General features: G+C 43.8%; 11 protein-coding genes. 5 read left to right on the forward strand and 6 right to left on the reverse strand.

Translation table 11 applies throughout. The features are described 5' to 3' along the window. Nucleotides 1-190 precede the first annotated feature (190 nt). The gene (locus PLH26_RS00485; RefSeq protein WP_324584004.1) at nucleotides 191-1,225 is read left to right on the forward strand and encodes a ThuA domain-containing protein; all 1,035 of its coding nucleotides are present in this window, start codon (nucleotides 191-193) and stop codon (nucleotides 1,223-1,225) included. A 41-nt stretch (nucleotides 1,226-1,266) separates the two neighbouring features. Here PLH26_RS00485 and PLH26_RS00490 read toward each other — a convergent pair whose 3' ends face one another. After that, nucleotides 1,267-2,250 (reverse strand): ABC transporter ATP-binding protein, encoded by a 984-nt coding sequence (locus PLH26_RS00490; protein WP_324584005.1) that lies wholly within the window; start codon nucleotides 2,248-2,250, stop codon nucleotides 1,267-1,269. 222 nt (nucleotides 2,251-2,472) lie between these two features. Between PLH26_RS00490 and corA the strand changes: the two genes are divergently transcribed. After that, complete coding sequence (gene corA / locus PLH26_RS00495) at nucleotides 2,473-3,447, forward strand: magnesium/cobalt transporter CorA (protein ID WP_324584006.1); 975 nt, start codon at nucleotides 2,473-2,475, stop codon at nucleotides 3,445-3,447. A gap of 171 nt (nucleotides 3,448-3,618) precedes the next feature. Here corA and lysS read toward each other — a convergent pair whose 3' ends face one another. The 3 genes from lysS to PLH26_RS00510 are packed head-to-tail and all read right to left on the reverse strand — an operon-like array spanning nucleotide 3,619 to nucleotide 8,889. Then, nucleotides 3,619-5,169, reverse strand: coding sequence for a lysine--tRNA ligase (lysS, locus tag PLH26_RS00500; protein WP_324584007.1), 1,551 nt, complete (start codon nucleotides 5,167-5,169; stop codon nucleotides 3,619-3,621). Between the two features lie 60 nt (nucleotides 5,170-5,229). Next, a complete protein-coding gene (locus tag PLH26_RS00505; RefSeq protein ID WP_324584008.1) occupies nucleotides 5,230-6,150 on the reverse strand; it encodes an NAD(P)H-binding protein in 921 nt (306 codons plus the stop codon). Nucleotides 6,151-6,210: 60 nt separating this feature from the next. Further along, entirely contained in the window at nucleotides 6,211-8,889 is a 2,679-nt protein-coding gene (locus PLH26_RS00510; RefSeq protein WP_324584009.1) for an MGH1-like glycoside hydrolase domain-containing protein, read from the reverse strand. 367 nt (nucleotides 8,890-9,256) lie between these two features. Here PLH26_RS00510 and PLH26_RS00515 point away from each other — a divergent pair, with 367 nt between their 5' ends. From PLH26_RS00515 to lptC, 3 genes are read left to right on the forward strand one after another with little or no spacing between them, the layout of a single operon-like run. After that, on the forward strand, nucleotides 9,257-9,976 hold the full coding sequence (locus PLH26_RS00515) for a type III pantothenate kinase (RefSeq protein WP_324584010.1): 720 nt from the start codon (nucleotides 9,257-9,259) through the stop codon (nucleotides 9,974-9,976). 16 nt (nucleotides 9,977-9,992) lie between these two features. After that, nucleotides 9,993-11,264 (forward strand): BamG family beta-barrel-assembly machinery protein, encoded by a 1,272-nt coding sequence (bamG, locus tag PLH26_RS00520; protein ID WP_324584011.1) that lies wholly within the window; start codon nucleotides 9,993-9,995, stop codon nucleotides 11,262-11,264. Between the two features lie 11 nt (nucleotides 11,265-11,275). Next, nucleotides 11,276-11,941: an LPS export ABC transporter periplasmic protein LptC gene (gene lptC / locus PLH26_RS00525; protein ID WP_324584012.1), complete on the forward strand. Its 666-nt coding sequence runs from the start codon at nucleotides 11,276-11,278 to the stop codon at nucleotides 11,939-11,941. Nucleotides 11,942-11,960: 19 nt separating this feature from the next. On the opposite strand, the gene PLH26_RS00530 is transcribed toward lptC, so the two are convergent. Both PLH26_RS00530 and PLH26_RS00535 read right to left on the reverse strand, forming a co-directional pair. Next, nucleotides 11,961-12,506, reverse strand: a complete 546-nt coding sequence (locus PLH26_RS00530; protein WP_324584013.1) for a CvpA family protein — start codon at nucleotides 12,504-12,506, stop codon at nucleotides 11,961-11,963. Nucleotides 12,507-12,532: 26 nt separating this feature from the next. After that, entirely contained in the window at nucleotides 12,533-12,985 is a 453-nt protein-coding gene (locus PLH26_RS00535; RefSeq protein ID WP_324584014.1) for a GatB/YqeY domain-containing protein, read from the reverse strand. Between the last annotated feature and the right edge of the window lie 222 nt (nucleotides 12,986-13,207).

A 13,207-nucleotide genomic window follows, 5' to 3' on the forward strand; every position in this document is an offset into this window, starting at 1 on the left:
ATACAGCAGAAGGAAGAGCAGCCAACCGCAGAACAAGGATCGTTGTACTTCCGCAGTTAGACCAGTTCTTTAAACTGCTTGAATCCAAACAATAAGTTTTTATAATGTTTTTTAAAGGCCATCCATAACGGGTGGCTTTTTGCTTTTGACTAAAAACCCGTAATTTGCCGGAGTGCTATAAACTCATAATATGAAACAACTCTTCTCTTTAAGCTCCTGCGTTTCCCGCATATTTGCAGTAATTATCTTCTGTACTTCCTGTACGCTGGCGCAACAGCCGAAGCAATGGGTTACTTATGCCGGCGGTGAAGGCCCAGGTAAAGGAAAACACATTGTACTGATAAGCGGCGATGAAGAATACCGCTCTGAAGAAGCCTTACCCATGCTGGGGAAAATACTCGCCCGGAGATACGGATTCAAATGTACCGTACTGTTTGCCGTTGATCCAAAAACGGGACATATTAACGTGGAAACCCTTGATAATATCCCGGGGCTTGAAAACCTGCAAACCGCCGACCTGATGGTGATCTTCACCCGGTTCAGGGAATTGCCGGATGAACAAATGAAATATATCGACGACTATATCCGTAAAGGCAAACCGGTGATCGGCCTGCGTACGGCAACGCACGCTTTTTACTATAAAAAGAACCCCGCTAATCAATATGCAAAGTATTCCTTTAACAGTAAGATAAAGGGCTGGGAAGATGGTTTTGGAAGAAAAATTTTGGGCGAAACCTGGATCAATCATCATGGAAAACATGGAAAAGAGGGCACGCGCGGGCTGATCAACGGCATAGTAAAAGATGAAAAAAATCCTGTTCTCAATGGCGTTGCCGATATATGGGGGCCAACGGATGTATATACGGTAAGAGAATTGCCGGGTGATACCAGAGTTCTGGTATATGGCCAGTCAACCAACGGGCTATCGCCGGACAGTAATGTTAATCTCAACAAATCCGTTATGCCGGTGTCGTGGATCCGGACTTACCAGGGGGAGAATGGCCAAACAGGAAGGGTTTTTGCCAGCACGGTAGGCGCTTCTATTGATTTTAAAAGTGAAGATCTTCGGAGATTGTTTGTCAATGCAACTTTTTGGTGCTTGGGAATGGAAAGTAAAATACCCGAAAAAGCTGATGTAGATGTTATAGGAGAATACAATCCTACCATGTTTGGCTACGACCTGTTTAAAAAAGGTGTATTGCCTTCTGCGTATGAGTTAAAATAACGTTGGTTCTGGTAAAGATTACCATTTACCTGCTACTACAATTAAACGTACCAAATTGCCCTGGTATCCAAAGAAACATATACTGAATCGCCAACGGATGGAGGATGATCTTCCGTATTTGCTGTAATTTTATTTTCTGAGAGCATTATTTCTATCTCATAGTAACCTCCTAAAAAGTACACCGCATTCACCTTTCCTTTGAGTGACCGCTCTCCTTCTTCAACTATCTTAAAATGCCCCGGGCGGATGAATACATTTTTCTCATTCTTCTCCGCTTCATCCAGGTTGAAAAGGATCTTTGCCTGCGTTTGACTGAGCATATTGAATTTCCCGAATAATGCTGCTGCATATTCACTAACGGGCCGCTGGTATATTTCTGCAGGAGCGCCTTTTTGAATAATCTGCCCGTCTTTCATTATAAAAATTTCGTCTGCCCAGGGAAGTGTATCGCCGGGATCGTGTGAAACCAGTGTGCAGGTAATATTCAGTCTTTCACCAATATCTCTGATAACGGATTTCAGTATGTTTTTATGGATCAGGTCAAGATTTGAAAACGGCTCATCCAGCAATAAAAGCCGGGGTGAAGCAGTGAGCAACCCGGCCAATGCAATTCTTTGTTTCTCTCCACCCGATAATGCATCCGTTCTTCTTTTCAGCAAATGACCGATCCTGCAAACTTCGTATAAGATCTCAGCCTCCCCCTGCGGTAATGTGTTTGCATAGCTCAGCATCTCTTCTACCCTGTAGTTATTGCGCAGCTCAAAATGCTGTGATAAATAAGCGACCCCCGGATGCCCGGGTATTAATTTTTCATAAGGCCCTTTTACTTTTTCATTTTCAAACCATACTTCACCTTCATCAGCCTGAAGCAGTCCCGCTATGATTTTCAGCAATGTGCTTTTGCCTGATCCGGATGCGCCGGCAATAGCAATTTTCTGCAAATGTTGTTGTGCAAAACCAACATCATGCAATACAAAGTCATTTCCTTCCTGCCTGCGGATCCCGGATACTTTCAATAAGAGCATATTGCAGAAACCATTTTTTTGAACGCAGTATTTTGCGGGGATTTTAGCCAAGCATATTTATACAGTGAAGCTTACCATCTCAGTGCAAAGGTAATATTTGTCTGTCGTGTGCGGCTATCCTTAACCAGTTTTAATTCCGGAAACCCGGTTACTGTTGCGCAATTTGTTTATTTTCCCGAACTTTCTAATAGCAACAGAATTTGTTCTTTCAAATAAAAATGTATGAAAGAGATTATCAATTGCGCTGCCTACGCAGGCGGACAAAGGCTTGCCGATATTGATTTAAACAATGTACATGATATCCTTAAAGAAAAAGACAAGTTCGTTTGGATAGGGCTATATGAACCATCGGAAGCAATACTCAGCAAAGTGCAGGATGAATTCAATTTACACGACCTGGCTATTGAAGATGCACACAGGGCACACCAGCGCCCTAAAATAGAATTGTATGGCGATTCAATTTTTGTTGTGCTCCGTACGGCACAGATGAAAGCTGAGCGGCATATTGAATTTGGTGAAACGCATTTTTTTGTTGGAGTGAATTTTATTGTAAGCATACGGCATGGTTCTTCCGTTGCGTATACCGAAGTACGGTCGCGTTGTGAAACCATGCCTGATCTTTTAGGCAAAGGGCAGGGATTTGTATTGTACGCGATCATGGATTTTATTGTTGACAGGTATTTCCCTGTTGTAGATGAGCTGGAGCAGGAGTTGGATGTGATCGAAGACAAGATATTCAAGGGGAAGCCCAGCCGGGAAACCACGGAACAGATATACGAGCTGAAGCGGGAATTGCTGGAAGTGAAAAGAGCGGTATCGCCATTGATAGATATCTGCAACCGCCTGATGCGGTTTGATATCAAAAGCATATCAAACGAAACTCAGCCTTATTTCCGCGACATCTATGACCACGCCGTGCGCATCAATGAAATGATAGATAATACACGGGAGTTATTAAATACTGCACTGGAAGCAAATTTTTCTTTAATATCCATATCTCAGAACGATACTTCAAAAAAATTTGCGGGATGGGCTGCGATCATTGCTATGCCAACCATGATCGCCGGTTTTTATGGTATGAACTTTAAGTTTATGCCTGAACTCAACTGGCATTACGGATACTACGCCGTAATTATTGTTACCATTGCTGTCTGCAGCCTGCTCTATTATTTTTTCAGGAAGTCGGGGTGGTTGTAGCAGGCAAATACAGCTATTCAGCGGATAAAATACAAAGCACAAAAACATAAGCATCAAGAAACAATAAATCTTAAATCCGAAGCAGTAAACCCAAAATCCGAAACGATAAGCCGGATTGAAACGGATGCTCCCTGCGCCTTGCAACCTGAAACCTGTACCCTGCAACCAATCTCAAATCTCAAATTTCAAATTCATATCCTCTCCTTCCCTTTTCTCGGGCCGCATCTGCGGGAAGAAAAGTACATCCTGTATAGACGGCTGGTTGGTTAACAGCATGCATAAGCGGTCTATACCAATACCTATACCCGCAGTGGGGGGCATACCGTATTCGAGGGCCCGCAAACAATCATGATCAATAAACATGGCTTCCTCATCTCCCCGCTCCATTAATTTCACCTGTTCTTCAAAACGTTCGCGCTGATCAACAGGATCATTAAGCTCGCTGTAGGCATTGGCTATTTCCTTTCCGTTGATCATAAGCTCAAAACGCTCTACCAGTCCGGATTTGCTACGGTGCTTTTTTGTGAGCGGGCTCATCTCTACCGGGTAATCAATAATGAATGTAGGTTGTATATAATGCTCCTCGCATTTTTCGCCAAAGATGTTGTCAATGAGCTTTCCACGCCCCATGCCCGGAGTGGTTTCTATGTGAAGCGTTTTACAGGTATCCCGTAATGCTGCTTCGTCCATTTCACTGATATCAATACCGGTATGTTCTTTTACGGCTTCATAAATGGAAACCCTTTTAAAAGGCGCTTTAAAATTCAGTATCTTATCACCCACCGGCACATCGGTAGTATGATGCAGGGCAATCGCTACCTGCTCCAGCAGGTTTTCGGTGGTATTCATCATCCAGAAATAGTCCTTATACGCCACATAAAATTCAAGGAGGGTAAACTCAGGGTTATGGGTACGGTCCATTCCTTCATTGCGGAAATTCCTGCTGAACTCATATACCCAGTCGAAGCCGCCTACGATCAGCCTTTTTAAATACAACTCGTTGGCAATACGAAGATACAATGGAATATCCAGCGCATTGTGGTGAGTAATAAAAGGACGTGCGGCAGCACCACCCGGTATGCTCTGCAATACGGGTGTATCTACTTCAAGCGCCCCATGCTCATTTAAAAATTCGCGGATGGTATTGATCATCAGGGTACGCTTAACAAATGTATCCCTTATCTGCGGATTGATGATCATATCGGCATAGCGCTGGCGGTATTTGAATTCGGGATCGGTAACGGCATCAAAGCTTTGCCCCTCCGCTTCCTTTACCACCGGCAAAGGTTTGAGCGATTTGGAAAGTATCGTGAAAGCAGTAACATGAATGGAAGTTTCGCCGGTTTTGGTAATAAAGCCATAACCTTTTACACCAATGATATCACCTATGTCCAACAACTTTTTCCATACTGCATTATACGGTGTTTTGTCTTCTCCCGTACATATATCATCGCGCTTTACATAAATCTGTATCCTGCCCGAATGATCCTGAAGTACGGCAAAAGAAGCTTTACCCATATCACGTATGCTCATAATGCGGCCGGCAAAACTGATATCGGTGAACCGGTCTTTGTTTTCTTCGGAAAAATTATTTTTTATATCTGTTGCCGTATGGGTAACCGGAAAAGCTTCGGCAGGATAAGGATCAATACCCAGCTTTTGCAGTTCCAGCCTTTTGTCTCTCCTGATGATCTCCTGCTCAGATAAATGTTGTGTACTCATTGCATTTTCTTTTCAAAAAGTGCAGCAAAGGTACTGGTTAGGCAGAAGCCTGCAAAGATTTTAAGCACCCTGTTCCAGCGTTATCAAATGCACCGCGTCCTTTGCCGTAACAGGGGTATAGGAAAAGCGCTCATTAAACTTAGTGCTGTCAAAAAAATAGTCACGATCATACTGGTACGTCATTTCCTTAACTTCCTTTAATACCGGCATAAAAAAGCCCAGCAATCCCAGCATGGTGTTAGATAAAACACTATAGCGGGGTTTTGCATTCAGCTCGGCTGCCAGCAGTTCGATCCATTGGCGGCCGGTTAATTTAGCGGCGTCTGTTGGCAAATGCCATACCTGGTTAAAAGCGTTGGGCGTATTACCCAATATCGCCGTACCTTTTGCAGCATCAGATACAAAAGTAAAATTGTGTATTTTATCTGCATTTACAAGCCAGTTCGCTTTTTTACCTTTCATCAGGTTATCTGTAACCAGCTGATGTAACATGCTTGATCTGCCATTGGTAAAATCTGCCGACCGGGCGATAAGCGCAGTAAGATCTCCCTGTTTTACCTCATTCATCAGCGTATCTGCTATCTGCTGCCGGATCGCTCCTTTTTTGCTGGCAGGACGAACAGGCGTTTCTTCTGTCATATGATGCAGATGATCGCGGTCATACATATATATATTATCAAAGAAAACCAGCCGGGCATTGTGCTTTTTACAGGAATCAATTACATTCCGCATAGTAGCGGGCCAGCGTTCCTGCCATATTTTTAACCGGTATGGAAATCCCACAGTAAGATAAACTACTTCAGAACCCTTTATCGCTTCATCTGTGTCAGCAGCATTGGTAATATCGGCAGGGAATAATTCATCACCGGTATTGATTTTTTGAGGTTTGCGGCTCACCAGCCGGATGGTATCTGTATAAGCGGGAAGGATCTTTGCCAGCTCAACGCCTATGGAACCTCCTGCACCTAAAATAGTTTGCATGTTGCCTGCCTATTGTAAAGTAAAAAATAAATAGCGCTTCGTCACAATTCATCAGCCGGGCTAAAGCGCTGACTGCTCTTCTGCAGTAGCGGCTTCAGATGCCAGGTCGGTTTTGTGCTTTCCGCTGCTGTGGTGCAATTCATTGATCAGCTCGGCTACCAGCGAGGTCCATCCGGTTTGGTGGGAAGCGCCCAGCCCGTTGCCATCATCGCCATGGAAATATTCATAAAAGAGCACCAGGTGCTCATTGCCGGGCTTTTGATAAAACCAGTTGTGCTGCCCGAACAACTTTCTTTTTCCTTCCTCATTCTTTTTGAAAATACTTATTACCCTTTTTGTAAGCTCATCCGCCACTTCTCCCAGCGATAATTGCGTACCGGATCCTACCGGGCATTCTACTTTTAAATCGCTTCCGTAAAAAGCACCGTACTTACGAATGGATTGTATAATTAAATAATTAATAGGCATCCATACCGGCCCGCGCCAGTTTGAGTTCCCACCGTAGAAATCGGAAGTAGAATCTCCGGGATCGTATTGTGCAGTATAATTGATGCCATTGATCGTAATGCTATACGGGTTCTTTTCGTGATGCTTCGACAGTGCCCGTATGCCGCCTTCAGAAAGAAATTCATCTTCATTCAGCAAGTGCTGCAGCAAATACACAAGACGTTCCCCGGGTACCAATGACAACAGCATGGCTTCTCCGTCGCTTTTCTCCTCATTGGGCCAGAATTTATTGTTCTTTTTCCGGTAATTTTCAAACCACCCGATCCTTTTTTTAAAGTCCTTTAATTTATCAAATACCTTTTTTTCTATGGTAGATACGGCAAATAAGGTGGTAAGCCCAACGATAGACTGTATGCGCAACTGCAACGGTTCGGAGCCGGCTATGGACAATATATCATAAAAGAACTTGTCTTCTTCATTCCACAATCCATGTTCATTGATGGCTTCCGCAATGAGCACAAATTGCTCAAAAAATTTGGTGGCGGTATCTTCAAATGCAATATCATGTACGGCAATCTCCAGCGCCATATCCAGCATGTTCAGCGCATACATGCCCATCCAGCTTGTACCATCGGCCTGTTCCAGTTGCATGTTGCTGCCCAATTGCGAACTCCGGTTAAATACGCCGATATTGTCCAGTCCCAAAAAGCCGCCTTCAAAAAGATTATTACCGCTCAGGTCTTTGCGGTTCATCCACCAGGTAAAGTTGATCAGCAGTTTTTGAAAAACTTTTTTTAAAAACTCAATATCGCCTTTACCGGCGTTTTTCTTTTCAATATAATATACCTGCATAGCTGCCCATCCCTGCACAGGAGGGTTAACATCACTAAAATTCCATTCATAGGCGGGCAATTGCCCGTCGGGCTTCATATACCATTCCCGCATGATCAGCAACAACTGGTTCTTGGCAAAACAGGGATCTGCCACCGCCATTGAAATACAATGAAAGGCGAGATCCCATGCCGCATACCAGGGATACTCCCATTTGTCGGGCATAGATATTACATCCTGATTTTTAAGATGTTTCCAATTGTGGTTGCGCCCGTTTTGCTTGCCGTCACTTACAGGAGTTATCCCGTCACTTGTAGTAAGCCATCGTTCCACATCAAAATGATAATATTGCTTGCTCCACAGCAAGCCGGCCAACGCCTGCCGCTGTATTTTGGCCATGTCTTCATCCATTTCGGCAGGCAATATGGTTGAGTAAAAATCATCGGCTTCATTTTTACGCGTTGCAAATACGCGTTCAAAACCCCTTGCAAAAGCATTGTCGGCCATTTGATTGGAGAATCTGCAGTAAATGGTCTTTGTTGCACCTGCGGGAATTTTTAATTTGTATACGGGAGAAAATTTAGTCCCTGATTTTTTATCACGCAATGCCTGGAGGTTTTTTCCCTCAATAATGGCATCATGAAAAGCGTCTTTCACAAAAACCGTTTCGTTGGGCGTTCCATTAACCTTTTCAGTATTGGTTTCATTTTCAGTAAACAGGCAATCTGCGGGATCCTGGAAATAGAAATAGTAGTTTCCCAGCTTATAGTGAGAAGCCTGTACCGCATTTTTATTCAGATATTTTATCAGGGGCTTTACATCCGCACCTGCATAGGCCCAGCGGTTGTAAAACCAAAGCGTTGGCAATACCGTTACGGGGGCCGGTTTATCAGCCCGGTTCGTTATTTCAATTTTAATAAAAATATCGCAGGGGCTTTGCTTTGCATAAGTAACCTGCACATCGAAATACTCATTGTTGTCAAACACACCGGTATCTAAAATCTCATATTCAGGCTCCTGCTTCGATCTTTTGGCATTTTGTTCCAGTAAATCGGCATAAGGAAAAGCCTGCTGGGGATACTTGTATAAATATTCCATATAATAATGGGTAGGAATATTGTCTAAGTAATAATACAGCTCTTTTACATCTTCACCATGATTGCCCTCGCTATTGCCCAGGCCAAAGAGCCTTTCTTTTAAAATTTTATCCTTCCCGTTCCATAAAGCAATGCCAAAACAAAGGTTCCCGAAAAAATCGCAAATGCCGGCCAGGCCATCTTCTCCCCACCGGTAAGCGCGGCAGTGTGAATGGCTAAAAGGAAAATAATTCCAGGCATCGCCGTTGGTGCTGTAATCTTCCCGCACGGTTCCCCATTGACGTTCACTCAAATAAGGTCCCCATTGTTCAAGAGGAATTGTTTTTTGCGCGTTCTCGGAAAGACGCTGATGCTCTGCTGTCATGGTCTGCATTTAAAAAAGCGAAATTAACAGTTATGGAGCACATGGATAAAATTTAGCGTTTGTAAGCCTCCTGATCGCGGAAATGGAGCGCCAACACTTCGCTTAAAGACCTTTGAACGGATAAAAATATTTCATTAAAGCGCGTGACCTTTTTCAGATTGCAGGTATTGGTTCAGGATCCGCTGGGTAAAATTACATCAAAAATTACGGTAACGGGAGCAGGAGCAGCGCTTTAGTGACAGATAAGGTGTGATGCCAGCATTCAGCCCATTAATTTGAAATGTACCCGATAGTTTGGATAGTTACCACTTTTTATCAGACTTTTGGTGCTCCAACGCTTTTCTAAAACCAGTTAATCTGAATATGAATGGTGACGCTTTGTTTTGATTTTGGTAACACAAGACTTAAATATGCTGTGTTCAAAGACCGCGAATTACAATTTGTTGAAGTTTTGAAGGATGCGGAAGCCGGTACCATTGCCGGTCTCCTGCAGCAAATTAAGCCCGGGAAAAGCATTTTATCTTCAGTGATCCATCACAATATTGAAATAGAAAAGGTACTATCTCAACATTCGCACTTTCATTTGCTTTCAAATTTCACGCGGCTGCCCTTTACAGCACCCGTTACAAAACCCGAAACCATCGGTGCAGACCGGCTCGCCTTATGTGCAGGAGCGGCTTCTTTTTTCCCCGGGAAACATAATCTTGTAATAGGTTTAGGCACCTGCATCACCTATAATTTTGTGAGCAAATACAACCAGTTCCTGGGAGGGGGTATCTCTCCCGGCATGGAAATGCGGCTTAAATCGCTCAAAGATTATACTGCCAAATTACCATTGGTAAATGCAGACTGGAATTTTCCTTTGGTGGGATATGATACAAGAACCAATATAACCAGCGGCGTAATACTGGGCATGGCAAAAGAAATTGATGGTATAATTGACGCATATTCAGAGCGGTATAACAACTTTAACGTGCTTTTAACCGGGGGCGATTCACCCTATTTTGCTCAAGTGCTGAAAAATAAGATATTTGCAGACCCTCATTTAATCTATAAAGGCTTGTATGCGATCAGTGAGTATAACTAACTGCAGAAAACTTATTTTGTTCAGTTCAATTTTCCTGGTAAAATATGGTGCTGTTTCCGCACAGGAAAATTCGCCTTATTCCCGGTACGGACTGGGAGATATCGTGCCTGGACAAAATATTGTAAACCGTGCAATGGGGGGCGCCGCTGCTTCGTATTACGATCCTGTAACCGTAAACTTTGTTAACCCTGCATCATACGCCCGCTTAAAATATACCACATTTGACGTGGGTCTTGACTACACCGGCCGCACCCTTAAAGCCACCAATCCGGTTCGTACGCTCAACTCAGGCTATCTTATACCCTCCTACATACAGGTGGGGTTTCCACTGTCTAAAAAGAACAACTGGGGCATGAACATCGGATTGCGCCCGCTTACGCGTATCAATTATGAGCTACAGGAAGCTACCCGTTTACCAGGAATAGACAGTGCGCTTACCACATTTAGCGGACAGGGCGGCTCTTACCAGGCCTATATGGGCACCGGCATTGGCAGCAAACATTTTACAGTTGGCATAAACGCGGGTTATTCATTTGGCAGTAAAAACTATGTTACGGAACGCGTTTTCATAAATGACAGCGTTTTGTATGAAAAGGGGAAATGGGCTGACAGTACTTTTTTTGGTGGATTTTTTGTTCATGCGGGAGCGCAGTATTCAACCCGCATCGGCAAGAACCTGAGCCTTAAGCTGGGAGCCTTTGCACAATTTAAAAATTCATTGAATGCCTCAAGGAAGATCATCCGCGAAAGCTTCGAGTATACCGCTTCTTCGGGTGAAATACAAAAAGACAGCGTGTATATTTCAGATGATAACAAAGGCAAAATCATAATGCCTGCTACTTACGGTGCAGCCATCACCATTGAAAAAGACCTTACATGGTCAGTAAGTGCCGAATATAGCTTGTCGCAATGGTCGGATTACCGGTATTATGATCAAAAAGACCAGGTAAAGGACAGCTGGCTGTTCAGGCTGGGCGGATCGGTGATACCCAATTATAAAAGTACCAGCTACTGGGCACAGGTTCAGTACCGCGCAGGCTTTTATATGGGTCCCGATTATATAGCAGTAGGCAAAAATCTGCCTTTATATGCCGTAACATTCGGTGCTTCCTTCCCCGTGCGTAAATATGGGTACAGCTTATATTCCGGACAATATACCAGTATCAATACCGCTTTTGAAATTGGTTCCCGGGGTAATAAAAACAACTCGCTCAGGGAAAATTTTTATAGGATATCCGTTGGGTTATCTTTGAGCGATATATGGTTTATCAAACGCACATACCAATAATCCGTATGGCAATGAGGCCTAAGATCTTTTATCCCTGGCTATGCCTCACTGTTATGTTCTTTTTTTTTACTTCCTGTGAGAACAGCGAGCAGGAAATAAGGGAACTTACACAAAAAAAGATAGGAGTTGATGAAGCATCATCGATTGAAACTTACTTCAGCCAGGCAGGAAAAATGCGGGCTAAACTTACCGCTCCCTTAATGTACCGTTACCAGGATACATTGCCCAGGGTAGAGTTTCCCAATGCTTTACATGTTGATTTTTATAACGACTCACTGCAGGTAGAAAGTGTGCTGGATGCTTTATACGGCCGTTATATTGAAGGGCAAAAGAAGATGTATCTTAAAGACAGCGTGGTGGTGATCCAAAAGTTTAACCAGGACACCCTGCGTTGCCAGGAATTGTGGTGGGATCAGAATAAAGAAATATTTTATACCGATAAGCCTGTAAAGATCACAAAAAAGGATGGTACTGTGCTCCCCGGCAAAGGATTAGAAGCTTCACAGGATTTCAGGAATATAAAGATCATTAATCCTTCGCAGGGTATACTTCCTGTTCCGGAGTCGGAATTTACAGGCATTGCTGCAGGAGACAGTGCTGTTGCTGTTGCACACGATAGCACTTTTGTACGGGACAGCATACGGACTGTTGCAGATACGGCAAAAAAGCAGCCTTAATGAAGAACATCTTCTCTCTTCATTTATTACCTGAAAACGCTTTCCCCACCTTTTCAAAAAAAGTTTGCAGTTCCTGAAAAGTATTTTTAAATGCAGGTATTATGGCGCCCAACCCTTCTATCAAAGCGGGAGCTATTCCTGCGGTGAGCGCGTAAGCACGGCTGTTTGATAATGTTTCGGGACCGATCAAACGCATTTTGTCTGCATAAAACAAAAGTATGCTTCCCAGTAACACGTACATGCCTGTATACAATAAAGCACCGCCTAAACGATTCACCCAGCCTAACAATGTAAAATCGAACAGATTTTCTACTGCTTTGCCGGCCCATTGCACCAGTAATACCACTATTACAAATACAAATATAAAAGAGATCAGCGGCAGCCACCTGCCATTGATGCCCGTATGTTCCTGCAGGTACACTGCAACTACGGCTGATAATTTCAGCGCCGCTGCCAGCCCGATGAACCAGCCGGCAAATGAAAACAATGCCATTACAATGCCGCGCATAGCGCCTTTAACAACTGCTATGATCAATGCAACCGCAAATACAATATCAATCCACATGTGTAGTTGTATTGTTTGTTACAGTATTATTTCGCCAACAGGCTTTTTACGATGGTGCTAATGGTTTTGCCGTCTGCCTGCCCGGCCAGTTGTTTGGTTGCCGCAGCCATCACTTTACCCATATCTGCAGGAGAAGCCGCCCCGGTATCGGCAATAATTTTAACCAATGCTTCCTTTAACGCTTCTTCGCTTAGCTGTTTGGGAAGAAAGGCTTCTATTACATCAATTTCTTCCTGTTCTGTTTGCGCCAGATCTGCACGGTTTTGCTGCCGGTAAATTTCCAGTGAATCTTTGCGTTGCTTTACCAGCTTCTGTAATAATTTGGTTTCATCGGCTTCTGCCAACTGGCCTCCGGCACCTTCGGCGGTTTTAGCAATAATAACAGCCGCTTTAATGGCCCTCAGCCCCCGCAATTTGGCAGCATCTTTTGCCAGCATGGCCGCCTTGATCTGGTCGTTTACAATTTGTTCCAATGCCATAGTAATATGATTTTTATAAGTTAAACGCTATCCAACGTGAAACGTGAGAAGACAGACGTGAATGGGCATTAGCGAGTCTCACCTCTCACTTTTCACATCCCTCACTTTTCACACCTCCTGCCCATGGCTCTGAGCTATCAGCGGTCAGCTTTCAGCTTAAACGTACTAACGATGGGCCGAAAACTCATTGACCTCTCTCTTCTCACCTCACATCATTCACTC

The organism is Agriterribacter sp. (genome assembly GCF_035444585.1).
Taxonomy (GTDB): domain Bacteria; phylum Bacteroidota; class Bacteroidia; order Chitinophagales; family Chitinophagaceae; genus Agriterribacter.